Raw genomic sequence first — 26428 nt, 5'->3', positions numbered from 1 at the left:
ACGCCCCGCCTCAAGTCGGCACCGGCCACGATCGCAGCGCCTCCGACGTATTCCCCCCGGAGTAGCCTGTGGCTTCCTCGATCCTGAGACACCGCTCGGTGTCCGCCTTCGGCGCTGCCGTACTCGGCATCGCCACCCTGTTCACACCGGTGCCGGCGCTCGCCGCGCCGACCACCGCGCCCGCGCCCGACCACAGCACGATGGTCGGCGAGGTGCCGTCGGACAAGACGCCGAACATCAACGACGGCAACGTGGTGGCCATCCACGACGCCGGCAGCAAGGTGATCGTCGGCGGCTCGTTCACCAACGCGCAGAACCGGGGTTCCTCACCCACTCCGGTCGACCGGCGCGGGCTGCTCGCCTTCGACAAGGCCACCGGCAAGATCGACAATGCGTTCGCGCCGGTGCTGGACAACGACGTCACCGCCATCATCGCCGGCCCGACCCCGGGCACCGTCTACGTGGCCGGCAAGTTCAACAAGGTCGGCGACAAGAACTTCCGCAAGCTGGCGCTGCTGAACGTCGCCGACGGCACCCCCGTCGAAGGGTTCAAGGGCCCGGCGTTCAACGGCACCGTCAGCGACATCGCGCTCGTCGACGGCCACCTGCTCGTCGGCGGCATCTTCACCACCGTCACCGCGACGACCAACCGCAACGGGCTGGCCTCGCTGAACCCGACCACCGGCGCGGTGGACGACTACCTCACCGTGGCGCTGACCGAGAACCACAACTGGACCCCGACCAACAACGGGGCCTCGGCCGGTGTCGGCGTGGAGAAGTTCACCGTCTCGCCGGACGGCAAGCACCTCGTGGTCATCGGCAACTTCAAGAAGGCCGACGGCGTCGTGCACGACCAGATCGTGCGGATCAACCTCGGTGAGAACTCCGCGACCATCGCCGACTGGAACACCGACAGCTACGCCGCGGCCTGCAAGTACACCGCGTTCGACTCGTGGGTGCGCGACGTCCAGTTCTCCCCGGACAGCAAGTACTTCGTGGTCGTCACCACCGGCGCGTCCTACCCCGGCACGCTCTGTGACTCCGCGGCCCGCTGGGAGACCGACGCCACCGGCGCCGGCCAGAAGCCGACCTGGACGAACTTCAGCGGCGGCGACACCTTCCTCTCCGTCGGCATCAGCGAGAAGGCCATCTACGTCGGCGGCCACTTCCGCTGGTCGAACAACCCCCTCGCCCGGGACAAGGCCGGACCGGGCGCGGTGCCGCGTGCCAGCATCGCCGCCCTCGACCCGGTCAGCGGCCTGCCGCTGTCCTGGAACCCGGGCCGCCACCCGCGCGGCTACGGCGTCACCGAGATGCTGGTGACCCCGGAGGGGCTCTGGCTGGGCAGCGACCAGGAGTACATCGGCGACTTCGACTACCAGCGCAAGCGGCTCGCGTTCTTCCCGCTCGCCGGTGGCAACGCCCCGCACTCGACCAGCACCAAGGGCCTGCCGGGCAACGTCTACCAGGCCGGTCGCGCGGCGCAGACCGAGGTGCTCTACCGGGTCAACGCCGGCGGTCCGGCCATCCCGGCCACCGACGGCGGGCCGGACTGGGCCGCCGACAGCGAGGCCTCGCCGAGCCCGTACCACAACACCGGCAACAGCGTGACCACGTACCCGACGAACGCCACGTTCGACGCCACCGTGCCGGCGAGCACGCCGGCCACGCTGTTCAACTCGGAGCGGTGGGACGAGTCGACCGCGCCGGACATGCAGTGGGACATCCCGGTCGCGGCCGGCACCCGGATCGACGTCCGGATCTACATGGCCAACCGCTGGTCCGGCACGAGCAAGCCGGGTAACCGCAAGTTCGACGTCAGCGTCGACGGCGTGCTCAAGCTGAACGACTTCGACCCGGTCGTGGCCGCCGGTGGCACCGACCGCGGCACGATGCAGTCGATCTCCCTGGTCAGCGACGGCGTGGTCGACATCGACTTCGGCCGGGTGGTCCAGAACCCGCTGGTCCACGGCATCGAGATCGTCAAGACCGCGCCCACCCCGGACGCCTCGGACGTGCTCTACCGGGTCAACGCCGGTGGCGACCAGATGGCCGCGCCGAGCGGGCCGGCCTGGGCCGCGGACACCGCCGCCGCGCCGAGCACCTACCACAACACCGGCAGCCAGGTGACCAGCTACACCACCAACGCCGCGCTCGACGCCACCGTGCCGGCCGGCACGCCGGTGGAGCTGTTCAACTCGGAGCGGTGGGACGAGTCGACCGCGCCGGACATGCAGTGGGACTTCCCGGTTCCGGCCGGCACGCCGGTGCAGGTGCGCCTCTACCTGGCGAACCGCTACGCCGGTACCGCCACCGCCGGCAAGCGCAAGTTCAACGTCAGCATCGACGGCGTCGTCAAGCTGAGCAACTTCGACCCGATCACGGCGATCGGCGCAACCAACCGGGGCACCATGCGGGCGTTCCCGGTCACCAGTGACGGCAACATCGACATCGACTTCGGTCGCGTCCTGGAGAACCCGCTGGTGCAGGCCATCGAGATCGTCAAGCTGCCGCCGGTGCCGCCGTCCACCACGGTGGACAGCATCACCAAGCGGACGTACGACGGCGCGTCCTCGGTCGGCAACGCAATGTCGGTGCCGAACGGCGACAACACCGGCTGGTCGAACATCAAGGGCGCGTTCTGGGTCGGCGGTGACCTGTTCTACGGCGTCGGCGGCGACCTCTACAAGCGCTCGTTCGACGGCACCGAGTTCGGCACCGCGAAGAAGCTGGACCCGTACCACGACGCGAAGTGGGACCTGGTCGTCACCGGCTCCGCGCCGGAGGGCTCCACCTACGCCGGCATGACCGGCAACTTCTCCGCCGAACTGCCGAACGTGACCGCGATGTTCTACTCCAAGGGCCGGGTCTACTACTCGCTGGCCGGTCAGAGCACGCTGTTCTGGCGCGGGTTCGCGCCGGACACCGGCACCGTCGGCGCCGAGCGCAACACGGTCACCGGCACCACCGGCTTCGCCGACGCGGGCGGCCTGTTCCTGGACGGCGACACGCTCTACGTCGTCTCCCGGAGCACCGGCAACCTCGCCTCGATGGCGTGGTCGGGCGGCGTGCCGACCGGTACCGCCACGGTGCGCAGCGGTCCGAGCGTCGACGACGTGGACTGGCGCGGCACCTCGGTCTTCGTCGGCCCCTGACGGGCGGCACGACCGAAACAGAACACACACGACGATGGCCCGGCCGGTATCGGCCGGGCCATCGCCCTTCTCCGGCGCCCGTCGCGCCGGCCCGGTTCAGCTCCGGGTCGGTGCGTGCTGCCCCGCCCAGACCCGCATCAGATCCCGTACCGAGATCACTCCAGCCACCTCACGCCCGTCGAGCACGACCAGGTGCCGGAAACCGCCCCGGGCCATCGCCGCGGCGGCCTCCTCGACCGTCCAGTCCGGGCCGGCGTAGACGACGTCCCAGGTCAGGTGCGCGCCGGTGCGCTCGACATCCGGGTCGAGCCCGGCACCGATCGCCTTCAGCACGTCGCGTTCGGTCATGATCCCGACCCCTTCGGAGTCCGGGTCGATCACGACCGCCGACCCGACACCGCGGGCCGACATCATCCGGGCCGCCTGCCGGAGCGTGTGCTCCGGCCCGACCACGAGTACCTCGCTGGACATCGCTTCGCGTACCTGCATCACACATCACCCCTGTGGGACGGCGACTGAGTACGGACATGGTGGGCCCTCTATGCGTACCGGGACAAGGACGGGCATCGCCGGAGGCGGCGCGGATGGCTACTGTCGGAGGGTGCCCACCGAGCCCCTGCGCTGCGCCGGCGCGCTGATCGTCGACGACGACGGCCGCATCTTCATCCAACGCCGATCCCCCGACCGACGCCTCTTCCCGAACTGCTGGGACATCGTCGGCGGCCACCTCGAACCGGGCGAGGAGATCGACGACGCGCTGCGCCGGGAGGTCACCGAGGAGACCGGCTGGTCCGTGTCGCACGTGCTCGGCCTGGTCGGCGAATACCGTTACACCGCCGACGACGGGCTGACCCGGGTGGAGACCGACTTCCTGGTCCGGGTGGACGGCGACCTGAGCCGCCCTCGGCTGGAGGCCGGCAAGCACACCGAGTTCCGCTGGCTGGCGGAGTCGGACGTCGACCTGCTCGACGAGCACCGGGACGTCAACGACGGGCTGATCCGGCGGATCGCCGAGGACGGCTTCGCCGCGCTGCGTTCGATCGGGCTGACGGGCTGAACCACTGCCGGTCGGCGCCCGGCGATATCCTCGCCGGGTGGAATCGGGTCGAGAAGAGGAGCGTGTCGGCATGATCGGGATGGTGCTCGCCGCGGGAGCGGGGCGCCGGCTGCGGCCGTACACCGACACCCTGCCCAAGGCCCTGGTGCCGGTCGACGGGGAGACCACCATCCTCGACATCGCGCTGCGCAACCTCGCCGAGGTGGGGCTGAACGAGGTCGTGATCGTGGTCGGCTACGCGGCCGACGCGGTGCGGCAGCGGCAGGCCGCCCTGGAGGAGAAGTACGGCGTCACGCTCACCCTGGTCCACAACGACAAGGCCGAGGAGTGGAACAACGCGTACTCGCTCTGGCTGGCGCGCGAGTACTTCTCCCGGGGCGTGTTGCTCGTCAACGGCGACACCGTGCACCCGGTGAGCGTGGAGAAGACGCTGCTGGCCGAGCGCGGGCCGGGCATCCTGCTCGCCGTGGACACGCTCAAGCCGCTGGCCGAGGAGGAGATGAAGACCACCTTCGACGCCGCCGGCCAGCTCACCCGCATCACCAAGCTGATGGACCCGGGCGAGGCGTACGGCGAGTACATCGGCGCGACGCTGATCGAGCCGCAGGTGGCCGAGCCGCTCGCGGACGCGCTGGAGGCGACCTGGCGGCGCGACCCGAACCTCTACTACGAGGACGGCTACCAGGAGTTCGCCGAGCGCGGCGGCGAGGTGCGGGCGGCCCCGATCGGTGACGTCTCCTGGGTCGAGGTCGACAACCACGCCGATCTGGCCCGGGCGCGGGAGATCGCGTGCCGCTACTAGCCCGCAGCGTCCTCACCCCGCTGCACATCGACGTGCGGCGGGGCGCGGTGGCCGACCTGGCGGCGATCCTCTCCGACGGGCGGATCTCCGCCGGCGGCGACGTCGCCGTGGTGGTCGGGCCGGGGCAGGGCGAACGGATCGCCGAGCTGATCCGGCCGTCGTTGCGCTCGGCCGACGTGTTCACCGTGGCCGGGGGGACGCTGGACGCCGCCGACGACCTGGGGACGAAGCTGCGCGCCCGGTCGTACGACGCGGTGGTCGGCATCGGCGGCGGCAAGACGATCGACGTGGCCAAGTACGCGGCGACCCGGCGCGGGCTGCCGATGGTGTCGGTGGCGACGAGCCTCGCCAACGACGGCATCGCCTCCCCGGTGGCGAGCCTGATCACCGAGGGCCTGAAGGGCTCCTACGGCGTGCACATCCCGATCGCGGTGATCGTGGACCTGGACTTCGTGGAGGCCGGGCCGGAGCGGCACAACCGGGCCGGCATCGGCGACGTGGTCAGCAACATCAGCGCGCTGGCGGACTGGGAACTGGCCCGGCGGGTCCGCGGTGAGCGGGTCGACGGGCTGGCCGCCTCGCTGTCGCGCGCGGGCGCCGAGGCGGTGCTCAACCACCCGGGTGACATGAACGACGACGGCTTCGTCACGGTGCTCGCCGACGCGCTGATCTCCAGTGGCCTGGCGATGGCGATCGAGGGCACCAGCCGGCCGTGCAGCGGCGGCTGCCACGAGATCATGCACGCGATCGACGCGCTGTTCCCCGGTACCGCCTCGCACGGCGAGCTGGCCGGGCTCGGCGCGCTGTTCTGCACGTACCTGCGCGGCGACGAGCGCCGGTTCGCCGAGATGACGGCCTGCCTGGCCCGGCACGGGCTGCCCCGGCTGCCGGCCGAGGTGGGGCTGACCGACGACCAGTTCGTGGAGGCGGTGCAGTTCGCGCCGGCCACCCGGCCGGACCGCTACACCATCCTCGAACACCTCGCGATGTCGGCTACCGAGACGCGGGAGCGGCTGGCAGACTACGCCGGTGCCCTCCGCGACCACCTTGGCTGAGCCCCGTCCCACAGTCGCCGACTTCCACCGGGTCAACCGGGGAGGTGGCCTCTTCAGCGAGTCGATCAGCCAGTGGATCGGGGCGGCCTTCGCGCTCGTCGCCCAGCGCCTCGGGTTGCGCCCGACCGCGCTGACGCTGGCCAACCTGGTGCTGGGGCTGGCCGCCTCGGTCACCGTGGTGGCGCTCGCCGACGACGTGGCCGCCGGCACCGTACCGGCCTGGGCGGTCGGGCTGTTCGCGCTGGTCGCGTGGCAGATCGCGTACGCGCTGGACTGCGCCGACGGGCAGCTCGCCCGGGTGACCGGGCAGGGCAGCGCGGCCGGCGCCCGGATCGACGTGCTCTGCGACGTGGCCGCCCAGATCGCGCTGGTCGCGGCCATCGGCGCGACGGCGGTGGCGCAGCGCCCGTCCACGCCGGTCTGGCTGGTGGCGGTGTTCGCGGGCACCTGGATGGTCAACCTGGTGACGTCGGTGATGCAGTCCGGGCCGAACGCGGCGAGCATGGTCACCTCGACCTCGCTCCCGGTACGCCTGGTGAAGCTGGTCCGCGACTACGGCGCGGTGATCTTCGTGGCCGGTCTGGTGCTGGCCTTCGCGCCCGCGCTGGCGTTCTGGGTGATGGTCGCGTTCACGATCGTCAACGGCGGCTTCCTGCTGGCGAGCATCGCCTTCTCCGCCCGCGCCTCCCTGCGGTAAGGAAGGGCCCCTTCTTAACGCCTCGTGCATAAAAAGGGGCCCTTCCTAACACCCGGGCTCAGCACACCCGGGCTCAGCACACCTGGGCTCAGCGCGCGGGGCGGCCTCCGGGGGCGGCCAGGCCGGCGTAGATGTCGGTCAGGCGCTTGGTGATCACGTCGGGGTGGAACGTGCGCTCGTACCGGCTCCGGGCCGCCGGAGCCAGCGCTGTCGCCTCGGCGGCGGCCAGCGGCAGCGCGGCGGCCAGCGCGTCGACCTCCGGCGCCACCACCCAACCCGCCTCGCCGCGCTGCACCCCGACCGGCAACGCGACATGCCCGTCGCCGGGCGCGGCGGTGGCCACCTCGGCCGGGCCGGTGCCGGCGGGCTCGCGCGGGCCGTCCGCACCCACCAGGTACGGGATGCCGCCCAGCGCGGTGCCGAGCACCGGCCGCCCGGACGCCAGCGCCTCGATGATCACGGTGGGCAGCACGTCGTGCCAGGTGGAGGTGGCCAGCACCACGGAGCTGTCGGCCAGCGCCGCGCGTACCCCGGAGCGGTCGAGCTGGCCCAGGTAGAGAACGTCGGGCCGCTCCGCGGCGGCCGCCTCGGCGAGCGGGCGCAGCTCGCCGTCACCGGCGATGCGCAGCGGGCCGAGCGCACCCACCGGATGCCGCCGCCACGCGGCGAGCAGCAGGTCCAGCCCCTTCTCCGGGCTGAGCCGCCCCATGAAGAGGAAGCCGTTCCCGACCGGCGCCGGTGTGCCCGGGTCGGGTACCGCGTTCGGCTTGACCACGATCCGCTCGTCCGGGATGCCGTAGTCGCGCAGATGATCAGCCACAGCCGTGGTGAGCGCGATGTACCGGTCCACCGACTTCCAGGTCGGGCGGTGCACGGCGAGCGTGGTCGCCATCAGCGCGCTCTGCGCCCGCGAGTTGCGGTAGCAACGGTGCACGATCGCCGGCACGCCCAGCGCCCGGCCCCGGCAGTCCTGGCAGATCACGCCGTCACGGAAGTACAGCCCGGAGGAGCAGACCTGCCGGTAGTTGTGCACCGTCTGCACCACCGGCACCCCGCGCTTGTGCGCGGTCCGCACCACCCACGGCGAGAGCAGAGGGTACGGGTTGTGCAGGTGCAGCACATCCGGCCGGTGCTCGGTCAGCAGGCGGTCGAGGTCGTGCTGGGCCTTCGGGGCCCAGATCGGCGAGATCGGCAGCAGCGCCTTGGCCGGCTTGGACATCGACGGGATCTCGTCCGAGCTGCGCAGGAACGGCAGCACCTCCACGCCGGCGGCGGTCAGCTGGGCGACCTCCGCGTCGACGATGGTGTTCTCGCCGGAGGGCTGGGCTTCCCGGTACCGGTTGTGCGCCACCACGATTCTCACGGGAAAGAAGGCTACCGTTGGACGATGCCCGAACTTCCGGAGGTGGAAGCGCTCGCCGGTTACCTGCGCGAGCGTGCGGTGGGCCGCCGCGTGGAGCGGTTCGAGGTCGCCGCGATCAGCGCGCTCAAGACGTACGACCCGCCGCCGAGCACTGTCGCCGGCCGTACGGTCACCGGCGCCGGCCGGTACGGCAAGTTCCTCGATGTCCGGTTCGACGAGGGACTGCACCTGGTGGTCCACCTGGCCCGGGCAGGCTGGCTGCACTACCGGGAGGCGTTCCCGGCGGCGACCCCGCTGCGGCCCGGCAAGGGCCCGATAGCGGTGCGGGTACGCCTCGACGACGGCTCCGGCTTCGACCTGACCGAGGCGGGCACCCAGAAGAAGCTGGCCGCCTATCTGGTCACCGACCCGGCGCTGGTGCCGGGTGTGGCGAAGCTCGGGCCGGACGCGCTGGAGGCGGATCTGCCGACCTTCGCCGAGCGGCTGCGCAGTCGCCGGGGCCAGGTGAAGGGCGTGCTGACCGACCAGTCGGTGCTCGCCGGGGTGGGTAACGCGTACTCCGACGAGATCCTGCACACGGCGCGGCTCTCGCCGTTCGCGATCACAGACCGGCTCACCGACGACCAGCTCGCCGGCCTGCACGCGGCGACGCGCACGGTCCTCGGCGACGCGGTACGCCGGTCGATGGGCCAGCGGGCGGCGGAGCTGAAGGGCGAGAAGCGCTCCGGGCTCAAGGTGCACGCCCGCAAGGGCCTGCCGTGTCCGGTCTGCGGCGACACGGTGCGTGAGGTCTCGTTCGCCGATTCGAGCCTCCAGTACTGCCCCACATGTCAGACCGGCGGGAAGCCGCTGGCTGACCGAAGGTTGTCCCGTCTCGTACGGTGAGTAACCGCACCCGGCGATTACTGAGTGGAATCGACCCGGGATCACCGAAGGTCCGGGTCCGCCCCTCTACCCGAGTGGTCATCCATCGGTATAGTGGCTCGGTCCCCGGCTTCACAACTGATTCGGAGCCGGCCAGATCTCACCGAGCACCAGCGGCACGGCTTCTTCGCGGGGGCCGGTCCGGGCCGGGCCCGCGTGGGAGACTGGGACGGTGAGCGACCCGGATCCTCACGGCGAGTGAGGGTGCGGGTCATGCGGGAGGACATGGGTTGAGGTGACGACAAGCCTCCAGCGCCCGGTAACCGACAGAGGCCGGAGCAAGAGCGTGCGGCACGTCGACAGCTTTGAGATCCAGCCGCCGACTCCGCCGTCGCACAACGGCGTACCCCGGTCGGCGTGGGCCCGCGCCCGGCGCCGGGTCTCCCGGTGGCACCGGCCCTACATCCTGTTCCTGCTGCTGCTCGACTTCGGCGCGGCGGCTCTGGCCAGCTTCCTGGCCGTGCAGATCTTCGAGCAGGCGGCCTCCGGTTTCCGGGACGCGCCCGAGGCGTGGTTCTACACCGTGGCGTTCCTGCTGCTGCCGCTCGGCTGGGTGCTCATCCTCTGGGGCAACCGGGCGTACGACCGGCGCTACCTCGGCCTCGGTCCGGACGAGTTCAAGCGGGTGATCCGCTCGGGCCTGGCGGTCGCAGCGACCGTGTCGTTCCTCGCCTTCGCGACGAAGACCACACTGTCCCGGTGGACGGTCGGCTTCGCGCTGCTCGGCGCGCTGCTGCTGATCCTGCTCGGCCGCCTGATCGCCCGGGCCGCCCTGCACGGGCTGCGCCGCCGGTTCGGGCACGCCGGGCACCGGATGGTGCTCGTCGGCACGCTGCCCGAGTGCCTGGAGGTCTACACCACGGTCACCCGGCACCCGTCGGTCGGCCTGATCCCGGTGGCCATCCACCTCACCGACGGGTACGCCGCCGCCCGCGGCCTGGAGACCCCGGTGCCGGTGTACGCGGGCCGCGACGTGCTCGCCCTGGTACGTGAGGTCGGTGGCGACACCATCGCGGTCTGCGGCTCGGCCAGCGCCGAGCCGGGCGAGCTGCGCCGCCTGGCCTGGCAGCTGGAGGGCTCCGGCGTCGACCTGGTGGTCGCGCCCCAGCTCACCGACATCGCCGGTCCCCGGGTGCACATCCGCCCGATCGAGGGCCTGCCGCTGCTGCACGTCGAGGAGCCGACCCTGTCCGGGCCGGCGCTGCTGGTCAAGAACCTGATGGACCGGGTGGCCGCCGGGCTGGGCCTGCTGATGCTGGTCCCGCTCTTCGCCGCCATCGCCCTGGCCATCCGGATCTCCGACCCCGGGCCGGTCTTCTTCCGCCAGCCCCGCGTCGGGCACGAGGGGCGGACGTTCCGGGTCTGGAAGTTCCGGACCATGTACGTCGACGCCGAGGAGCGGCTCGCCGGTCTGGTCGACCGGAACGAGACCGACGGCATGCTGTTCAAGATGAAGCAGGACCCCCGGGTCTTCCCGGTGGGCCGCTTCCTGCGGGCCACGTCGCTGGACGAGCTGCCCCAGCTGATCAACGTGCTGTGGGGCGAGATGTCGCTCGTCGGCCCGCGCCCGCTGCCCGCCGACGACGGCGACTTCCTGGGCGACGTACGCCGCCGGCTGCTGGTCCGGCCGGGCATGACCGGGCTGTGGCAGGTGTCCGGCCGCTCCGACCTGTCCTGGGACGAGGCGGTCCGGCTCGACCTCTACTACGTCGACAACTGGTCGCTGGCGTACGACCTGAGCATCCTGTGGCGGACCGTGGGCGTGGTGCTGGCCCGCAAGGGCGCGTACTAGCGCTACCGGGCCGGCACCCGGCAGGATCGCTGCGTGGGTGGCAACCTCTCCGCCGTCTTCGCCGTCGTCTCGCTCGTGACCGCGTTGGCGGCGGCGCTCTGGGCGGTGCTGCGGCTGCGTGGCCGACGGGGCATCGCCACGGCGACGCAGCGCGCCACGTACGAGGTGCTGCACACCGCCGGGCTCGCCGCCGAGCCGCTGCGCGCCGGGCTGACCGCCGCGGACGCGGCGAAGGCCGTACGCCATCTGCGGGCCCTGGTGGGCGCGGCCGGGCTGGCGCTGACGGACCGGGACACGCTGCTCGCCGTCGACGGGCAGGGCGCGCACCACGGCGATCAACTGGTCGCGGCGGCCCGGCGCGCGGTCGGCAGCGGGCGTTCCACAGTGCTGGGCGAGTCGGAGCTGCGCTGCGACCTGGTCGACTGCCCGGTCCGCGGCGCGGTGGTGGCGCCGCTGCGCGCGGACGGCCGGGTGGTCGGCGCGCTGGTGGCGGTGGCCGGCGAGCGGCCGGCCCCGGGTCTGGTGCAGGCCACGCTGGAGACCGCGCACTGGGCGGGCGACCAGCTCGCCCTGGCCGAGCTGGAGTCGTCGCGGGAGCGGCTCGCCCGGGCCGAGGTGCGCGCGTTGCGCGCCCAGATCAGCCCGCACTTCATCTACAACGCGCTGACCGCGATCGGTTCGTTCGTGCGTACCGACCCGGAGCGGGCCCGGGAGCTGATCCTGGAGTTCGCCGAGTTCACCCGCTACTCGTTCCGGGCGCACGGCGAGTTCACCACGCTCGCCGAGGAGCTGCGCTCGATCGACCGCTACCTGACCATCGAGCGGGCGCGGTTCGGCGAGCGGCTCCAGGTGCGCCTGCAGATCGCCCCCGAGGTGCTGCCGGTGACGCTGCCGTTCCTCTGCCTGCAGCCGCTCGTGGAGAACGCGGTCCGCCACGGGTTGTCCCGCAAGCCGGGCACCGGCATGGTGAGCATCGAGGCCCGGGACGCGGGCGCGGAGTGTCACATCACGGTGGAGGACGACGGGGTGGGGATGGATCCGACGACGCTGACCGCCGGGATCGCCGAGCTGTCCGGGGCGGGCAGCGACCCGGCCGACGACCCGGGGCAGCACGTCGGCCTCTCGAACGTCGACGAACGGCTCCGGTCGGTCTTCGGGGACGGGTTCGGCCTGGTCGTCGAGACCGGCCTCGGCTCGGGTACGAAGGTGAGCATGCGGGTGCCGAAGTTCCACCCCGGCGTACGGGTTTCCTCGTGACGGGGTTCCTTCGGGTGCTGGCGGTGGACGACGAGCCGCCCGCGCTGGACGAGCTGGCGTACCACCTGCGCGCCGATCCCCGGGTGGCCCGGCTGCACACGGCGGGGGACGCGACAGAGGCGCTGCGGGTGCTCCGCGACGACGACGTGGACGTGGTGTTCCTCGACATCCGGATGCCGGGGCTGGACGGCATGGAACTGGCCCGGGTGCTGCGCCGGTTCGCCCGTCCGCCGGCGATCGTGTTCGTCACCGCGTACGACGACGGCGCGGTGGACGCGTTCGACCTGGGCGCCACCGACTACGTCCGCAAGCCGGTACGCGCCGAGCGGCTGGCCGAGTCGCTGCGCCGGGTGATCGGCTCCCGGGTGGTGCCGTCGCACCCGGCCGCGCTGGCCCGGGCGGAGGAGGATCCGACCATCCCGATCGAGCTGGCGGGCACCACCCGGATGCTGCCCCGTTCGGCGGTGCGGTGGGTGGAGGCGCAGGGCGACTACGCGCGCCTGCACACGGCGGACGGGTCGCACCTGGTCCGGGTCTCGCTGGCGACGCTGGCCGAGCGCTGGGCCGATGCCGGGTTCGTCCGGATCCACCGTTCGTACCTGGTGCAGTTGCGGCTCATCGCCGAGTTGCGGCTGGTCAACTCCGGCTATGTGGTGGTGATCGACGGATCCGAGCTGCCGGTCAGCCGCCGGCACACCCGGGAGCTGAAGGACAAGCTGGTACGCGCCGCGAAGCAGGACTGGAGTCGCTGAGGGACGGGTCACCGCAAACCCTGGCGTACAATGTACGGCAGACCGTACGACAGGGTGGGGGACCGCATGTCCGACGACCGCTTCGACGCCGCCGCAGAATTCGACAGCCAGCTCGACCGCCTCGTTCAACTCGGCTATCCGGCGCTGGCCGGGCAGACCGAGGAGACGTTTCGCGCCCTGCTCAGCCCGCTGCGCGACGCGGCGGTCACCGGTTCCGCCGGGCTGCGCGGCCCCACCGAGGGGCGGGTGCCGTTCCTGCTGGTGACCACGCGGGAACTGGTGCCGGTGCCGGAGCGGATCGCGCTCACCACGCTCGCCGGCAAGCGCAAGACCGGCATCCTCGACCGGAACTTCCCCGCCGACGACCTGCCCACCTTCCACCCGATCAAGGAGCTGGAGGTGCCGGCCGGGCCCGCGTACCTGCTCTTCGACGTGGACCGGGGCGAGGAGTACCGCAACGTGGCGCCGTCGGCCGCGCTGGAGGACATGACCGCGAAGGACCGGCTCCCCATCACCATCGACGAGGGTCTGGCGTTCGTCACGCTGTACCCGGAGGCGCTGGCGAGCAACAGGTGCTTCTCGCTGGTGGGCTCGCGCTGCGGCGACCGGCGGGTGCCCGCGCTCTGGATCAGTCAGGGCGCGCCGAAGCTCGGGTGGTGCTGGTTCGGCAACCCGCACACCTGGCTGGGCTCGGCGACCGCGAACCCGGTACGGGTGGGACTCGGCTGACGCCCAGGCGGGATCAGGGCGCTCAGAAGATCTCGGCGACCGGCAGGACGAGCGGGAACGGCTGGTCGGCGCGGTACACGTCGGCGGTGGAGAGCACCGCCGCCTCGCGGTAGCGGCCGTCGACGTTCTCCAGCACGGTCAGGGTCTCCTTGCGCGGCTCGACGAGCCAGTAACGCGCGATGCCGGCCACGCCGTACTCGTGGCGCTTGAGGACCAGGTCACGACCGGCGTTGCCGGGCGAGACGACCTCGACCACGAGCAGCACGTCGGCCGGGGCGAGGGCCGGGCCACCCCGCTCCAGTGCCTCCTCGCGGGCGACGAAGACGTCCGGCACGAAGTAGGAGGAGCGCTTCGCGCTGACGCCGACGTCCTGCCCGACGAGCAGACCGGCCGGAGCCTGCCGGTCGAGGAGCCGGCGGAGACGGTTGGCGATCGCGCCGTGCCGGACGTCGGCGTGTGGGGACACGAGCAGGCTCCCGTCGAAGATCTCGTAGTCCTGGCCGTCCTCGGGGAGGTCCTGGAGGTCGTCCACCGTCCAGACGTCGCCGGTGCCGGGTCGTGCCGGGCTGGTCACTGTCACACCTCCTCTCTACCGGCTCACCCTGACACCCCGCCCGGTCGTCCACAACGACTCCGCGCCGTCCACCGGGTTATCCACAGGGGTGAAGCGTTATCCACAGGTTGTGCACAGGGCGCAACGGCGCGGTCTTGACAATTCGGCTCAGCGGGCGAGACTGCCGGGGGTGACCGGAGCCGAGGAACAGCATCCACCGGGGCGGCCCGTCGAGACCGCCCCGGTGCCCGGCCCGCGCGCGTCGCCGGCGCCCGCCCCCCGGCAGCCGGAGAGCCCGCAGCCGGCCGCCACCCCGCAGCGGACCCGGATCGTGCTGGCCGAGGTCTCCCGGGCCGGCAGCCCGGCCGACCGCACCCGCTCCGAACTGGCCCAGCAGACCCCTGTGGGCGAGACGCTGGTGCAGGGACTGATGCGGGCCCAGCTCTCGCTCGCGTTGCGGCTCAGCCTGCTGGTGATGATCGGGCTCGGCGGCCTGCCGTGGCTGTTCGCCATCGCGCCCTCGGTCGGCCGGGTCACGGTGCTCGGGGTCAACCTGCCGTGGCTGCTGCTCGGCGTCGTGTCCTTCCCGTTCCTGATCGTGGTCGGGTGGGCGTACGTGCGGCTGGCCGAACGCAACGAGCAGGACTTCGTCGACCTGATCCGACGGCCGGAACGCTGATGTCCAACGGGTACGTGGTCCCGGCGATCGTCGCCGTCACGCTGGTCACCGTCGGCATCGGTTTCTACGGGCTGCGGCTGGCCCGCACCACGTCGGACTTCCTGGTCGCCTCCCGGGCGGTCAGCCCGACCTGGAACGCCGCCGCGATCGGCGGGGAGTACCTGTCGGCCGCGAGCTTCCTCGGCGTCGCCGGGCTGATCCTCAAGTACGGCGTGGACGTGCTCTGGTACCCGGTCGGCTTCGCCGCCGGATACCTCGCGCTGCTGCTGTTCGTGGCCGCGCCGCTGCGCCGCTCCGGCGCGTTCACGCTGCCCGACTTCTGCGAGGTACGGCTCGGCTCCCGGCGGCTGCGGACGCTCGCCACCGTCTTCGTGATCTTCATCGGCTGGCTCTACCTGGTGCCGCAGTTGCAGGGCGCCGGGCTGACCCTGGCCACGCTCACCGGCTCGCCGTACCCGCTCGGCGCGCTGCTGGTCGCCGTGGTGGTGACGGCGAACGTGGCGCTGGGCGGCATGCGGGCGATCACCTTCGTGCAGGCGTTCCAGTACTGGCTGAAGCTCACCGCGCTCGCCGTGCCCGCGATCTTCCTGGCGTTGCAGTGGCAGGCCGACGCCCGCCCGGCGGTGACCCCGCCCGACGGGCCGACGTTCCGGACCGCGACCACCGTCGTGGTCGAGCACCGCGCGACGCTCACGCTGCCCGACGGCGACATCCGGGAGGTACGCCCCGGCGACCGCCTCGAATTCGCCGCCGGTGACCCGGTGCCGGAGGTGTCCGGCGCGGCGACCGGCCCCGCCGAGTGGCTGCTGCCGGACACGGCGGGGGAGAACGACAGAGGGCTGTTCGCCACGTACTCGCTGATCCTGGCCACGTTCCTCGGCACCATGGGCCTGCCGCACGTGCTGGTCCGCTTCTACACCAACCCCGACGGCGCCGCCGCCCGCCGCACCACGCTCGTGGTGCTGGCGCTCGTCGGCGTCTTCTACCTGCTGCCCACCGTCTACGGCGTGCTGGGCCGCATCTACACGCCGCAACTGCTTGTCAGCGGCCAGACCGACGCGGTGGTGGTGCTGCTGCCCGGGGCGGCGCTCGGCGACGGCACCACCGGCCGGCTGCTCGCCGCGCTGGTCGCGGCCGGCGCGTTCGCGGCGTTCCTGTCCACCTCGTCCGGCCTGCTCACCAGCGTCGCCGGGGTGATCTCCACGGATGTGCTGGGCCGCGGCTCGGTACGCGGCTTCCGGCTCGCCACGGTGATCGCCGGCGGGGTGCCGGCGTTGCTCTCGCTGAACGTCTCCGGGCTGGACGTCTCGCAGGTGGTGGGGCTGGCGTTCGCGGTGGCCGCGTCGAGTTTCTGTCCGCTGCTGGTGCTCGGCATCTGGTGGCGCGGCCTGACCGACCTGGGCGCCGCCGCCGGGGTGCTGGTCGGCGGCGGCGCGGCGGTCGGCGCGGTCCTGCTCACCGTGCTGGGGCCGCCGTTGACCGGATGGCCGGCGACGCTCACCACGCAGCCGGCCGCGTGGACGGTGCCGCTGGCGTTCGCGGTGATGGTGCTCGTCTCCATGGCCAGCCGGCGGCGTCTCCCGCGTGACGTCGGCGCCACCATGCTCCGCCTGCACACCCCGGAGTCGCTGCGCCTGTGAGGCGGGGCCGCGCTCGCTCGGCCCCGCCTCACCTCCGCGCACCCGTCAGCAGGTGTCCGTGCCGGCACACAGCCGGTTCGCCACCGACCGGGCGGTACGACGGGCCTCGGTGGGCGTGGTCTGGGAGTCGAGGCGGAGCTGCGCCACCAGATCGCCCTGCCGGACGACGAGCCAGCGACCGGGCCGCCCTCCGACGTCGCTTCCCACGAGAACGCCGTCGTCACCGCCGAGCGACTCCGCCATGATCGACAGCGAGTCGCCCGGCTGCTCCATCTCGCAGCCCGTGACCAGCTTGCGGAGATTCTTCATCACCGTGGTGGCGGACGTGCCCGAGTGCCGGGTCACCCGCTGGACGATCCAGTCGGTGGGCGAGTTGAACGCCACCGACCGGGTGGCCACCTCCCCGTCGGACAGCGTCGGCGACTCGTTCACGCAGAAGGAGGACATGAACTCCAGGGACCAGTCACCGCCCACCTTTCCCGTCTGCATCGTGAAGCCCGTCGGCAGGTCGGCGAGCTGGAGCGTCGCCGCCGCCGGAATCGTCCGGCTCGGCGTACGGCTGGTCGGCCCGCCGCCGATGCTGGCGGCCGGCTCTCCCGCGGTGCGACTCGGCGTCGGCGCCCCGCTCGCCGACGGCTCGGCCGACGGCGTGGTGCTCGGCGTGGGCGCCGGCGTCGGCGTGATCGGTTCGACTGTCGCCGGGGGCACCGGCGGCGGTGCGGCGTCCGGACGGGCCAGCACCACACCGGTCGCCACGACCGCGACGGCGACCGCGGCGGCCAGGCCGGCGGCGAGCTGGGTACGCCGGGCCCGTTGCCGCCCTCGGCGGCGCACCTGCTCGGTGGGCGCCCAGATCAGGTCCTCGGTGTCCTGGTAGAGGTCGGAGAAGATCGGGTCAGGCATTGCGGACCTCCTCCGGGAAGTTCACGTCGAGCAGGGCGGCGAGAGCCTTGCGGCCCCGGGCCAGGCGGGCCTTGACGGTGCCGCTCGGCACGCCGATCTGCGCCGCGATCTCCGCGACCGACAGGTCGGCCAGGTGGTAGAGGACGATCGCCTGCCGCTGGTCCGCCGACAACTGCCGCAACGCGCTGACCAGCGCGACAGTGTTCTCGGAGGGTGGCCGGACCGGAGGTGGTGGTCCGTGCCGCCGGTAGGCGACCACGCTGTTGCGGACCTTGCGCCACCGGTTGACCAGCAGGCGGTGCCCGACGGTGCGCACCCACGCCTCCGGGTCGTCGTACGTGCCGACCTGGGACCAGCGCTGCCAGGCCCGCGCGTACGCCTCCTGGGCGGCGTCCTGTGCCTCGCTCCGGTCGCCGCCGAGCGCGTACAGCACTGTCACCACGCGTTGTCTGCTGTTCCGGTAGAACTCCTCGAACCCACTGTCCGGATCCATCTCTCTCCCCGCTGCCGTTCGTACGCCTGACACCCCCCGCCGTGGTGGGCGGTTGCACGCCGTCGGCGATCCGACTCGTACCTCTCAGGGATGAGGCGAGATCATCCTGCCGTCCGAGCAGCCGTTGGGCGGGGACCGATACGGTCAGACCATGACCGACCAGCACCCCGCGCTCTCCCTTCGTGGCCTGGCCAAGCGCTTCGACACCAAGATCGCGGTGGCGGGCGTCGACCTCGCCGTGCCGACCGGCTCGTTCTACGGCCTGCTCGGACCGAACGGGGCCGGCAAGACCACCACGCTCTCCATGGCCGTCGGCCTGCTACGGCCCGACGCCGGTGAGGCGCGGGTGCTCGGGTACGACGTCTGGGCCGACCCGGTACGCGCCAAGAGCCTGCTCGGCGTGATGCCGGACGGCGTACGCCTCTTCGACCGGCTGAGCGGGGCGGAGCTGCTCGCGTACCACGGTCTGTTGCGCGGCATGGACCCGGCGGTGGTCGACCAGCGGGCGGCGGAGCTGCTCGACGTGCTGGCGCTCTCCGACGCCGGGCGCACGCTCGTCGTCGACTACTCGGCCGGCATGAAGAAGAAGATCGGCCTGGCCTGCGCGTTGCTGCACGGCCCGCGCCTGCTGGTGCTGGACGAGCCGTTCGAGGCGGTCGACCCGGTCTCGGCCGCGCTGATCCGGGACATCCTGCACCGGTACGTCAGCGGCGGCGGCACGGTGATCTTCTCCAGTCACGTGATGGAGGTGGTCGAGCGGCTCTGCTCGCACGTGGCGATCCTGGCCGAGGGCCGGATCAAGCGGGTCGGCACGCTCACCGAGGTGCGCGGCGACCGGTCGCTGGAGGACGTGTTCGTGGAGGTCGTGGGCGGCCGGACCGCCACCGGGGAGGAGCTGTCGTGGCTGTCCCGGTGACCGTCCCCGAGCGGCCGGCCCGGCGCGTGTCGTCCCGGCACTTCGTCCGGCTCAAGCTGCGGGTGCTCGGCAACAACTTCCGGGGCCAGAAGTGGCGGATCGCGCTGTTCGTGCTGGGCCTGCTGCTCGGGCTCTGGTTCGCCGCCGTCGGGTTCTTCCTGCTCGCCACGCCGGGCCTGGCCGACGAGCCCCGGTACGCCCTGATGGTGGCCGCCTTCGGCGGTGGTCTGCTCACGCTCGGCTGGCTGCTCCTGCCGCTCGTCTTCTTCGGCGTGGACGAGACGCTCGACCCGGCCCGGTTCGCGCTGCTGCCGTTGTCCCGCCGCACCCTGGTCACCGGCCTGCTCGCCGCCGCCCTGGTGAGCGTGCCCGCGCTGGCGACGGCGCTCACCGCGGCCGGTCTGGTGGTCACCGCCGGGCTGCTGGGCGGCTGGTCAGCCGCAGTGGTCGGCGCGCTCGGCGTGGTCGCCGGGCTGCTGGTCTGCCTGGCCGGGGCCCGCGCGCTGACCAGCGCGTTCGCCACGATGCTGCGGTCCCGCCGGGTACGCGACCTGGCGGCGGTGCTGCTCGCCGTCCTGGCCGCCCTGCTCGGGCCGTTGCAGTTGCTGGTGCTCGCCGCGGTGCAGCAGACCGACTGGGACCGGCTGGACGGGGTGGCCCGGGTGGTCGGCTGGACGCCGTTCGGCGCGCCGTGGACGGTCGGCGTCGACGTGGCCGAGGGCCGGCCCGGCGCGGCGGTCGCGAAGCTGCTGATCGCGGTCGCGACGCTCGGCGTACTCCTGTTCTGGTGGTCGCGGTCGCTGGAGTCGGCGATGGTGGGCGCGGCGAGCGCCGGCCCTTCGCGCGCGCCGCGCGGCGTGGCCGGCGGCGCGGTCACGCAGTTGTTCCCCCGCGCGGTGGGCTGGGCGCGGCGGGACCGGTTCGGGGCGCTCGTCGCCCGCGAGTGCCGCTACTGGTGGCGGGACGCGCGGCGGCGGGCCAACCTCATCACGGTCGCCGTGGTCGGTGTGTTCGTACCGGTGATGGTCAACCTCGGCGGCGTCTCGTTCTCCACCGAGGGCGGGGCGGAGTTCGGTGGCGGCGACTCCTCACCGGCGCTGGTCAGCCTTTCCATGATCTTCGTCGGGGTGCTCGCGTCGCTGACGCTGGCCAACCAGTTCGGCTTCGACGGCAGCTCGTACGCCGCGAACCTGGTCGCCGGGGTGCCCGGGCGGGTCGAGCTGCGGGCCCGGATGACCGCGTTCTCGATCTACGTGGTGCCGATGCTCGTCGTGATCGCGGTCGCGCTGGCGCTCTTCCTGGGGCGTCCCGCTTGGCTCGGCGTGATGGGTGGCGCGTTGGCCGCCGCGTACGGCTGCGGGCTGGCGATCAACGGGTTCGTGTCGGTGCTCGGCGCCTACTCGCTGCCCGAGTCGAGCAACCCGTTCGCCATGAACAGCGGCGCGGGGTTCACTAAGGGCCTGCTCACGCTGGTTTCCATGGTCGCCTCCGCGGTGGTGGCGGTGCCGTTCGTGGTGGCCGCCGCGCTGCTCGGCGACGTGTGGCTGTGGCTGGCGCTGCCGATCGGACTGGCGTACGGGGTGGGCGCGGCGCTGCTCGGCGCGTACCTCGCGGGGGACACACTGGACCGTCGGCAGCCGGAGCTGCTGGCCACCGTCACGCCGAGGCGCTGATGCCGGTCGTCGAGGCGGTCACCACGGTCCCGATCCCGCCGGAGCTGGCGTTCGCGGTCTCCCAGACGGTCGCGCCGGTCCGCTACCGCTGGGATCCGTTCGTCCGTGAGCAGCACTTCGTCGACGGCGCGACGGTGCCCGGCCGGGGCGTGCGCACGTACACCCGCTCCCGGCACGGCCTGGTCATGGTCAGCGAGTACGTCTCCTGGTCACCGCCGACGAACGTCGGCATGAAGATGGTGCGCGGGCCGTGGTTCTTCGAGCGGTTCGGCGGCGGCTGGCGCTTCGCGCCCGGCCCCGAGGCCGGCACCACGATCGCGACCTGGCGGTACAACTTCCGCTGCCGCCCGGCGTTCCTGCGCCCGGTGGCCGAGCGGATCGGGGTGTGGCTGCTCGGGCGCGACATCCGCCGCCGGATCGCCGGGTACGCGGCCGGATGCGCGGACCCGGAGGTGCTGGCCGCCGCCCGCCGCCTGCTCGCCGACGGCTGATCCCGGTTACGCGGTGCGGCGCATCGCCGCGTAGACGTGGTGGCCGTCGCCGACGCTCGTCATGGTGACCAGCTCCCAGCCGTAGTTGGACAGGTGCTCGACCGCTTCCATCAGCGGCTGGAACGCCCGGCGGCCCCAGGTGTTGTTCGCCCGGACCAGCAGGTGCCGGTGTGGATAGGCACGCAGGTCGACCTGGCCGCCGAGGACGGCGTCGGCGGCGACGACCCGTTCCTGGGCGAGTTGCTGCGGGGGGATGAGACTCATGCCCGGCAGGGTATGGCGTTGCGTCGAACCCCGCCCGGCAGCGGGCGGCACAATGTTTCACGTGAATCCAGAGCCGGGCGCGCAGATCCATTCCACCGACCCGTTCGCGGCGCCGGCCGGGCAACGCTCGCCGGCACGCCGGCTGCGCGGCCGGCTGGCGGCCCCGGTGACGCTCTGGACTGCACCCGGCCCGGCCGGGCTGACCGTCTCGTCCACGCTGGTCGCCGAGGGCGAGCCGGACCGGCTACTCGGCCTGGTCGACGCGGAGTCGGACCTGTGGGCGGCCATCGAGGAGGCGGGGCGGTTCGCGGTGGTCCCGCTGGGCCCGCAGCACCGGCAGCTCGCCGACCGCTTCGCCGGCCTGTTCCCGTCGCCCGGCGGCCTGTTCGCGCTGGACGCCTGGACCGAGACGCCGTACGGGCCGGTGCCGGCGGACGCCGGCGGGTGGGCGGGGTGCCGGCTCGACACCGCCCGCGAGTACGGCTGGGGCCTGCTGGTCGAGGCGACCATCGAGTCGGTCGACCTCCCCGAGGACACCCTCCCCCTGCTGCACTACCGCGGCCGCTACCGCGAGCTGACCGACTGACCCACCCGGCGGTCGGGGTGACCGGTTAGCGGAGTGACGTGGGTCACTCGGCGCAGCCGGGGCGCCGTTCGGCGCAGCCGTTCGCCGCCGGGCGGCGGAGCCTTCCCGGGCGGGGAGCGCGCTCTCTACCGTGCGCGAAACTCCCCCACGCCTGCGAAGGTGGTGATCCACAGATGTCCACGGACACACCCGCGTCCGCGCCCGCCGAGTCGGCGGCGGAACGGTACCTCGCCGTCCAGCGGTCCGACGAGTTCGCCGGGTTGCGGCGCGCGCTGCGCGGCTTCATCTTCCCGATGACCGTCGCGTTCTTCCTGTGGTACGCGCTCTACGTCATCCTCTCCGCGTACGCGCGGGGATTCATGGGCACGAAGCTGATCGGCAACATCAACGTCGCCCTGGTCTTCGGCCTGCTCCAGTTCGTCTCCACGTTCGTCATCGCCTGGCTCTACTCCCGGTTCGCCAACCGCCGGATCGACCCGGTCGCCGACCGGATCCGCGACGAGATCGGGGAGGTGACCCATGAACACGGTCCTCGCGGCTGAGGCGGGCAGCACCACCGCCCGGAACCTCACCATCACGCTGTTCCTGGTCTTCGTGGCGATCACGCTGGCGATCACCGTATGGGCCAGCCGGCAGACCAAGACCGCCACCGACTTCTACGCCGGCGGCCGGTCGTTCTCCGGTTTCCAGAACGGCATGGCGATCGGCGGCGACTACATGTCGGCGGCGTCCTTCCTGGGCATCGCCGGCATCATCGCGCTCTACGGCTACGACGGCTTCCTCTACTCGATCGGCTTCCTGGTCGCCTGGCTGGTGGCGTTGCTGCTGGTGGCGGAACTGCTGCGCAACTCCGGCCGGTACACGATGGCGGACGTGCTGGCGTTCCGGATGCGGCAGCGGCCGGTCCGGACCGCGGCGGCGGTCTCCACCATCACCGTGTCGATCTTCTACCTGCTGGCCCAGATGGTCGGCGCCGGCGCGCTCGTCGCGCTGCTGCTCGGCATCAAGCCGGGCACCACCTTCCTCGGCATGGACGCCGACACCGCCAAGGTCGCCACGATCATCATGGTCGGCGCCCTGATGATCATCTACGTGACGGTCGGCGGCATGAAGGGCACGACGTACGTGCAGATCGTCAAGGCGTTCCTGCTCATGGGCGGCGCGCTGGTGATGACGCTGCTGGTGCTCGCCAAGTACAAGTTCAACCTGTCCTCGCTGCTCGGCGACGCGGCCAGCGCCTCGGGCAAGGGAGCGGCGTTCCTCGAACCCGGGCTGCGCTACGGCGTGGAGACACCCGGCGACGCGCTGAAGACGTTCTACAGCAAGATGGACCTGCTCTCGCTGGGCATCGCGCTGGTCCTCGGCACGGCCGGCCTGCCGCACATCCTGATCCGCTTCTACACCGTGCCGACCGCGCGGGCGGCCCGCAAGAGCGTGCTCTGGGCGATCGGCATCATCGGTGCGTTCTACCTGCTCACCCTGGCCCTCGGCTTCGGCGCGGCGGCGATCGTCGGCGGGCAGGCGATCACCGAGCAGGACAAGGCCGGCAACACGGCCGCGCCACAGCTGGCCGAGGCGCTCGGCGTGGACTTCCTCGGCGGGAACCTGGGCGGGGCGACACTGCTGGCGATCATCGCGGCGGTCGCGTTCGCCACGATCCTCGCCGTGGTCGCCGGGTTGACGTTGGCGTCGTCGTCCAGCCTGGCGCACGACTTCTACGCCAACGTGGTGAAGAAGGGTGAGGCGTCGGAGCGGCAGGAGGTGAACGTCGCCCGGATCTCCGCGCTGGTGATCGGCGCGGTCTCGATCGTCCTGTCCATCTTCGCGCAGAACCTGAACGTGGCGTTCCTGGTCGCGCTGGCGTTCGCGGTGGCCGCCTCGGGCAACCTGCCGGCGATCCTCTACAGCCTGTTCTGGAAGCGGTTCAACACCTCGGGCGCGGTCTGGGCGATCTACGGCGGCCTGCTCTCCGCCGTGCTGCTCGTCTTCTTCTCGCCGGTCGTCTCCGGCGCGCCGACGGCGATGTTCCCCGACCACGACTGGCACTGGTTCCCGCTGTCGAACCCGGGCATCATCTCGATCCCGTTCGGCTTCCTGTGCGGCTGGCTCGGCACGATCCTGTCCAAGGAGAGCGACGAGGAGAAGTACGCGGAGCTGGAGGTGCGCTCGCTCACCGGAGCCGGCGCGCACTGATCGGCACGTCGAGCGGGGCCCCTGCCGTACGCGGGGGCCCCGCCTCGCGTGTATAGGCTGACCGCCATGAAGGTCGCTCCCCGCTTCGGTAGCGGACACCGCATCCTGGTCACCGGCGGCGCCGGTTTCGTCCCGTCCCACCTGGTCGACCGGCTCGTCGAGCGCGGCTGCACGGTAGTGGTGCTGGACAACTTCGTCACCGGGTCCAAGGAGAACGTGGCCCACCTGCTGGACAAGCCGACCTTCACGCTGGTCGAGGCGGACATCTCCGACGGCCTGCCGCACCACCCGGCGATGGCCGAGCGGTTCGACGCGATCCTGCACATGGCGTCCCCGGCCAGTCCCACCGACTTCGAGAAGCTGCCGGTGGAGATCCTCCGGGTGGGCTCGGTGGCGACGCTGGCGCTGCTGGAGCGGGCCACCGACGACGGCGCGCGATTCCTGATGGCCTCCACCTCCGAGGCGTACGGCGACCCGAAGGAGCACCCGCAGCGGGAGACGTACTGGGGCAACGTCAACCCGATCGGCATCCGGAGCGTCTACGACGAGGCGAAGCGCTTCTCCGAGGCGGCCACCATGGCCTACCACCGCAGCCGGGGCACCGACACCGCGATCGTGCGGATCTTCAACACGTACGGCCCGCGGATGCGCCCGGACGACGGCCGGGCCATCCCGACCTTCATCTCCCAGGCGCTGCGCGGCGAGCCGATCACCGTGCACGGCACCGGCAACCAGACCCGCTCGATCTGCTACGTCGACGATCTGGTGCGCGGAATCCTGCTGCTGCTCGACTCGACGCAGACCGGTCCGATCAACTGCGGCACCGAGCACGAGATGTCGATGCGGCAACTGGCCGAGACGATCGTGTCACTCACCGGAAGCACGTCCGAGGTGAGCTACATCACTCGCGCTTCGGACGACCCGGAGATGCGCCGCCCGGACCTGACCCTCGCCCGCGAACTGCTCGGATATGAGCCGAGCGTCACGCCCGAAGACGGACTCCGGCGCACGATCGAGTACTTCCGCGGGCGGCTCGGGTACTGAACCCGCCCGGGACGCGGCTGACATCGGCGCGCGTACGAGGGCGTCGGTGGCCCGGCCGACCTACCCTCGGTTACATGTCAGCGACCTCGTCTGCCGGCTCTCCGTTCCCGCACCCCCTGAACCGGGACGCGGGCCGCGCTTCGGTTCCCGGCTCCGGCCGGGGCGCCACCGGGCGCGCCCGCACCTCGGATGCCCGGTGGTATCCCCCGCACGACGAGGCGCCCCGCTCGGGGCGTACCGGCGGTCCGGTGGGGCCGACCGGACCCGGCGGCCCGGGCGACGGCGGTCCGGGCGGTCCGGGCCGGCGCGGCCCTCGACCGCGCTGGGGACGCATCGGCCTGGTGGCCGGCGTCGCGGTGCTGGTGCTGGCGCTGCTCGGCGGCCTCGGCGCCTGGTTCTACGCCCGTAATCTCGACGACGACCTGGCCCGCACGGACCCGTTCGCCGGGATCACCGGCGGACGCCCGGCCAAGCAGGTCGACGGCGCGTTCAACATCCTGCTCGTGGGCAGCGACTCGCGGGATCCGGACGCCCCGGTCGACGGCTCCGGCAAGTGGCGCGCGGACACCGTGATCGTCATGCACATCCCGGCCGACCACAAGCGCGCCTACCTGGTCTCGGTGCCGCGTGACCTGTACGTGCCGATTCCGGAGAGCGCGGGCGCGTCCTGCGACTCCGGCTCCCGCAACAAGATCAACGCGGCGTTCGCGTTCGGCGGCCTGCCGCTCGCGGTGAAGACCGTGGAGTGCTTCACCGACGTACGGATCGACCACGTGATGGCCATCGACTTCGGCGGCTTCAAGGAGGTCACCGACGCCCTGGGCGGGGTCGACCTGAAGGTGGAGCGGACCATCACGTCGATCCACAAGCCGTACCGGACGTTCACCAAGGGCGTGAACCACATGAACGGCGCCGAGGCGCTGGACTGGGTCCGGCAGCGCAAGCAGTTCCCGGACGGCGACTTCGCCCGGATGCGGCACCAGCAGGAATTCCTGAAGGCGCTGATGGACAAGGCGGCAAGCAGCGGAACGCTCACCAACCCGAAGAAGCTGAACGACTTCCTCAAGGCGGTGACCGCCGCCGTCACGGTCGACCAGGGATTCTCGTTGACCGACATGGCAGTGCAGTTCCGCAGCCTGCGGGGCGAGAACCTGACGTTCGTCACCAGCCCGCACCTGGGTGGCCAGACCATCGACGGCCAGTCGGTGGTGGTCTCCGACCGGGAGAAGGCGCTGGCGATGTACAAGGCGATCGCCGCGGACCGGATGGCCGAGTGGATGCAGGCCAACCAGAAGGGTTCGGGCGACAACGCGGGCGGCTGACGCCGGCACGGCATGACCGGGAACGAGCGCTAGGGCCTCGCCACCACGGAGGCCAACCGCCGACCGGCTCCTTACCCCTGCCCGTTCG

General features: G+C 72.0%; 26 protein-coding genes. 20 read left to right on the top strand and 6 right to left on the bottom strand.

Annotated features, from left to right (window positions below; all coding sequences use genetic code 11):
• The first annotated feature begins 68 nt into the window (after nucleotides 1-68).
• A complete protein-coding gene (locus tag O7542_RS26655) occupies nucleotides 69-3155 on the top strand; it encodes a malectin domain-containing carbohydrate-binding protein (RefSeq protein WP_113974516.1) in 3087 nt (1028 codons plus the stop codon).
• Between the two features lie 96 nt (nucleotides 3156-3251).
• Here the strand turns inward: O7542_RS26655 and O7542_RS26650 are convergent, their stop codons facing one another.
• The gene (locus O7542_RS26650) at nucleotides 3252-3644 is read right to left on the bottom strand and encodes a CBS domain-containing protein (protein WP_030499400.1); all 393 of its coding nucleotides are present in this window, start codon (nucleotides 3642-3644) and stop codon (nucleotides 3252-3254) included.
• A 112-nt stretch (nucleotides 3645-3756) separates the two neighbouring features.
• On the opposite strand from O7542_RS26650, the gene O7542_RS26645 reads away from it, so the two are divergent.
• The 4 genes from O7542_RS26645 (at nucleotide 3757) to O7542_RS26630 (ending at nucleotide 6766) form a co-directional block, all read left to right on the top strand.
• Nucleotides 3757-4212 carry an NUDIX domain-containing protein gene (locus O7542_RS26645; RefSeq protein ID WP_231915615.1) on the top strand — a complete coding sequence of 152 codons (456 nt, stop codon included), beginning with the start codon at nucleotides 3757-3759 and terminating at the stop codon, nucleotides 4210-4212.
• Nucleotides 4213-4282: 70 nt separating this feature from the next.
• Nucleotides 4283-5014, top strand: coding sequence for a phosphocholine cytidylyltransferase family protein (locus O7542_RS26640; protein WP_043327756.1), 732 nt, complete (start codon nucleotides 4283-4285; stop codon nucleotides 5012-5014).
• Nucleotides 5002-6069 (top strand): iron-containing alcohol dehydrogenase family protein, encoded by a 1068-nt coding sequence (locus tag O7542_RS26635; protein ID WP_281605368.1) that lies wholly within the window; start codon nucleotides 5002-5004, stop codon nucleotides 6067-6069. Before O7542_RS26640 ends, O7542_RS26635 begins: the two co-directional genes overlap by 13 nt.
• Nucleotides 6044-6766, top strand: a complete 723-nt coding sequence (locus tag O7542_RS26630) for a CDP-alcohol phosphatidyltransferase family protein (RefSeq protein WP_281605367.1) — start codon at nucleotides 6044-6046, stop codon at nucleotides 6764-6766. The genes O7542_RS26635 and O7542_RS26630 overlap by 26 nt, the downstream gene beginning before the upstream one ends.
• Nucleotides 6767-6854: 88 nt before the next feature.
• Here the strand turns inward: O7542_RS26630 and O7542_RS26625 are convergent, their stop codons facing one another.
• On the bottom strand, nucleotides 6855-8129 hold the full coding sequence (locus O7542_RS26625) for a glycosyltransferase family 4 protein (RefSeq protein WP_281605366.1): 1275 nt from the start codon (nucleotides 8127-8129) through the stop codon (nucleotides 6855-6857).
• A gap of 24 nt (nucleotides 8130-8153) precedes the next feature.
• Between O7542_RS26625 and O7542_RS26620 the strand changes: the two genes are divergently transcribed.
• The 5 genes from O7542_RS26620 to O7542_RS26600 all read left to right on the top strand — a co-directional run bounded on the left by O7542_RS26620 (nucleotide 8154) and on the right by O7542_RS26600 (nucleotide 13583).
• Nucleotides 8154-9014 (top strand): DNA-formamidopyrimidine glycosylase family protein, encoded by an 861-nt coding sequence (locus O7542_RS26620; RefSeq protein WP_069089257.1) that lies wholly within the window; start codon nucleotides 8154-8156, stop codon nucleotides 9012-9014.
• Between the two features lie 325 nt (nucleotides 9015-9339).
• A complete protein-coding gene (locus tag O7542_RS26615; protein ID WP_069089258.1) occupies nucleotides 9340-10845 on the top strand; it encodes a sugar transferase in 1506 nt (501 codons plus the stop codon).
• 33 nt (nucleotides 10846-10878) lie between these two features.
• Nucleotides 10879-12102 carry a histidine kinase gene (locus O7542_RS26610; RefSeq protein ID WP_064448098.1) on the top strand — a complete coding sequence of 408 codons (1224 nt, stop codon included), beginning with the start codon at nucleotides 10879-10881 and terminating at the stop codon, nucleotides 12100-12102.
• Nucleotides 12099-12854, top strand: coding sequence for a LytTR family DNA-binding domain-containing protein (locus tag O7542_RS26605; protein ID WP_043327751.1), 756 nt, complete (start codon nucleotides 12099-12101; stop codon nucleotides 12852-12854). The genes O7542_RS26610 and O7542_RS26605 overlap by 4 nt, the downstream gene beginning before the upstream one ends.
• A 66-nt stretch (nucleotides 12855-12920) precedes the next feature.
• The gene (locus tag O7542_RS26600) at nucleotides 12921-13583 is read left to right on the top strand and encodes a DUF5701 family protein (protein ID WP_231915614.1); all 663 of its coding nucleotides are present in this window, start codon (nucleotides 12921-12923) and stop codon (nucleotides 13581-13583) included.
• 22 nt (nucleotides 13584-13605) lie between these two features.
• On the opposite strand, the gene O7542_RS26595 is transcribed toward O7542_RS26600, so the two are convergent.
• Nucleotides 13606-14157, bottom strand: coding sequence for a Uma2 family endonuclease (locus O7542_RS26595; protein WP_167435631.1), 552 nt, complete (start codon nucleotides 14155-14157; stop codon nucleotides 13606-13608).
• A 307-nt stretch (nucleotides 14158-14464) separates the two neighbouring features.
• Between O7542_RS26595 and O7542_RS26590 the strand changes: the two genes are divergently transcribed.
• The gene (locus O7542_RS26590) at nucleotides 14465-14815 is read left to right on the top strand and encodes a hypothetical protein (RefSeq protein WP_051611565.1); all 351 of its coding nucleotides are present in this window, start codon (nucleotides 14465-14467) and stop codon (nucleotides 14813-14815) included.
• Complete coding sequence (locus O7542_RS26585) at nucleotides 14815-16455, top strand: cation acetate symporter (protein ID WP_113974508.1); 1641 nt, start codon at nucleotides 14815-14817, stop codon at nucleotides 16453-16455. The genes O7542_RS26590 and O7542_RS26585 overlap by 1 nt, the downstream gene beginning before the upstream one ends.
• A 45-nt stretch (nucleotides 16456-16500) precedes the next feature.
• Here the strand turns inward: O7542_RS26585 and O7542_RS26580 are convergent, their stop codons facing one another.
• Both O7542_RS26580 and O7542_RS26575 read right to left on the bottom strand, forming a co-directional pair.
• On the bottom strand, nucleotides 16501-17358 hold the full coding sequence (locus O7542_RS26580) for a hypothetical protein (protein ID WP_064448094.1): 858 nt from the start codon (nucleotides 17356-17358) through the stop codon (nucleotides 16501-16503).
• Entirely contained in the window at nucleotides 17351-17851 is a 501-nt protein-coding gene (locus tag O7542_RS26575) for a SigE family RNA polymerase sigma factor (RefSeq protein WP_043327745.1), read from the bottom strand. Before O7542_RS26575 ends, O7542_RS26580 begins: the two co-directional genes overlap by 8 nt.
• A gap of 151 nt (nucleotides 17852-18002) precedes the next feature.
• Here O7542_RS26575 and O7542_RS26570 point away from each other — a divergent pair, with 151 nt between their 5' ends.
• The 3 genes from O7542_RS26570 to O7542_RS26560 are packed head-to-tail and all read left to right on the top strand — an operon-like array spanning nucleotide 18003 to nucleotide 20931.
• Nucleotides 18003-18767 (top strand): ABC transporter ATP-binding protein, encoded by a 765-nt coding sequence (locus tag O7542_RS26570; RefSeq protein ID WP_043327744.1) that lies wholly within the window; start codon nucleotides 18003-18005, stop codon nucleotides 18765-18767.
• Nucleotides 18752-20440: an ABC transporter permease gene (locus O7542_RS26565; RefSeq protein ID WP_274477028.1), complete on the top strand. Its 1689-nt coding sequence runs from the start codon at nucleotides 18752-18754 to the stop codon at nucleotides 20438-20440. The genes O7542_RS26570 and O7542_RS26565 overlap by 16 nt, the downstream gene beginning before the upstream one ends.
• Entirely contained in the window at nucleotides 20440-20931 is a 492-nt protein-coding gene (locus O7542_RS26560; protein WP_281605365.1) for an SRPBCC family protein, read from the top strand. Before O7542_RS26565 ends, O7542_RS26560 begins: the two co-directional genes overlap by 1 nt.
• Nucleotides 20932-20937: 6 nt before the next feature.
• On the opposite strand, the gene O7542_RS26555 is transcribed toward O7542_RS26560, so the two are convergent.
• Nucleotides 20938-21195 (bottom strand): hypothetical protein, encoded by a 258-nt coding sequence (locus O7542_RS26555; RefSeq protein WP_043327741.1) that lies wholly within the window; start codon nucleotides 21193-21195, stop codon nucleotides 20938-20940.
• On the opposite strand from O7542_RS26555, the gene O7542_RS26550 reads away from it, so the two are divergent.
• The 5 genes from O7542_RS26550 (at nucleotide 21185) to O7542_RS26530 (ending at nucleotide 26340) form a co-directional block, all read left to right on the top strand.
• Nucleotides 21185-21781 (top strand): flavin reductase family protein, encoded by a 597-nt coding sequence (locus tag O7542_RS26550; RefSeq protein WP_312246625.1) that lies wholly within the window; start codon nucleotides 21185-21187, stop codon nucleotides 21779-21781. The genes O7542_RS26555 and O7542_RS26550 overlap by 11 nt on opposite strands.
• A gap of 173 nt (nucleotides 21782-21954) precedes the next feature.
• The gene (locus O7542_RS26545; protein WP_030499418.1) at nucleotides 21955-22323 is read left to right on the top strand and encodes a DUF485 domain-containing protein; all 369 of its coding nucleotides are present in this window, start codon (nucleotides 21955-21957) and stop codon (nucleotides 22321-22323) included.
• Nucleotides 22301-23974, top strand: coding sequence for a cation acetate symporter (locus O7542_RS26540; RefSeq protein WP_043327738.1), 1674 nt, complete (start codon nucleotides 22301-22303; stop codon nucleotides 23972-23974). Before O7542_RS26545 ends, O7542_RS26540 begins: the two co-directional genes overlap by 23 nt.
• A 66-nt stretch (nucleotides 23975-24040) precedes the next feature.
• Entirely contained in the window at nucleotides 24041-25018 is a 978-nt protein-coding gene (locus O7542_RS26535) for an NAD-dependent epimerase/dehydratase family protein (RefSeq protein WP_104115643.1), read from the top strand.
• Nucleotides 25019-25092: 74 nt separating this feature from the next.
• Complete coding sequence (locus O7542_RS26530) at nucleotides 25093-26340, top strand: LCP family protein (protein WP_043327736.1); 1248 nt, start codon at nucleotides 25093-25095, stop codon at nucleotides 26338-26340.
• The last annotated feature ends 88 nt before the right edge of the window (nucleotides 26341-26428 follow it).

The organism is Micromonospora sp. WMMC264 (assembly GCF_027497275.1).
Classification (GTDB): domain Bacteria; phylum Actinomycetota; class Actinomycetes; order Mycobacteriales; family Micromonosporaceae; genus Micromonospora; species Micromonospora chalcea.
Note: the sequence above shows the minus strand (reverse complement) of the source record. Positions and strands in the feature narration are given on the sequence as shown.

What these genes read in the sequence shown, in the direction of transcription:
- O7542_RS26585 (WP_113974508.1), top strand. Translation starts at nt 14,815, where the DNA reads ATGTCCAACGGGTACGTGGTCCCGGCGATCGTCGCCGTCACGCTGGTC.
- O7542_RS26575 (WP_043327745.1), bottom strand. Translation starts at nt 17,851, where the DNA reads ATGGATCCGGACAGTGGGTTCGAGGAGTTCTACCGGAACAGCAGACAA.
- O7542_RS26570 (WP_043327744.1), top strand. Translation starts at nt 18,003, where the DNA reads ATGACCGACCAGCACCCCGCGCTCTCCCTTCGTGGCCTGGCCAAGCGC.
- O7542_RS26620 (WP_069089257.1), top strand. Translation starts at nt 8,154, where the DNA reads ATGCCCGAACTTCCGGAGGTGGAAGCGCTCGCCGGTTACCTGCGCGAG.
- O7542_RS26600 (WP_231915614.1), top strand. Translation starts at nt 12,921, where the DNA reads ATGTCCGACGACCGCTTCGACGCCGCCGCAGAATTCGACAGCCAGCTC.
- O7542_RS26555 (WP_043327741.1), bottom strand. Translation starts at nt 21,195, where the DNA reads ATGAGTCTCATCCCCCCGCAGCAACTCGCCCAGGAACGGGTCGTCGCC.
- O7542_RS26540 (WP_043327738.1), top strand. Translation starts at nt 22,301, where the DNA reads ATGAACACGGTCCTCGCGGCTGAGGCGGGCAGCACCACCGCCCGGAAC.
- O7542_RS26550 (WP_312246625.1), top strand. Translation starts at nt 21,185, where the DNA reads ATGAGACTCATGCCCGGCAGGGTATGGCGTTGCGTCGAACCCCGCCCG.
- O7542_RS26535 (WP_104115643.1), top strand. Translation starts at nt 24,041, where the DNA reads ATGAAGGTCGCTCCCCGCTTCGGTAGCGGACACCGCATCCTGGTCACC.
- O7542_RS26650 (WP_030499400.1), bottom strand. Translation starts at nt 3,644, where the DNA reads ATGCAGGTACGCGAAGCGATGTCCAGCGAGGTACTCGTGGTCGGGCCG.
- O7542_RS26545 (WP_030499418.1), top strand. Translation starts at nt 21,955, where the DNA reads ATGTCCACGGACACACCCGCGTCCGCGCCCGCCGAGTCGGCGGCGGAA.
- O7542_RS26640 (WP_043327756.1), top strand. Translation starts at nt 4,283, where the DNA reads ATGATCGGGATGGTGCTCGCCGCGGGAGCGGGGCGCCGGCTGCGGCCG.
- O7542_RS26580 (WP_064448094.1), bottom strand. Translation starts at nt 17,358, where the DNA reads ATGCCTGACCCGATCTTCTCCGACCTCTACCAGGACACCGAGGACCTG.
- O7542_RS26560 (WP_281605365.1), top strand. Translation starts at nt 20,440, where the DNA reads ATGCCGGTCGTCGAGGCGGTCACCACGGTCCCGATCCCGCCGGAGCTG.
- O7542_RS26530 (WP_043327736.1), top strand. Translation starts at nt 25,093, where the DNA reads ATGTCAGCGACCTCGTCTGCCGGCTCTCCGTTCCCGCACCCCCTGAAC.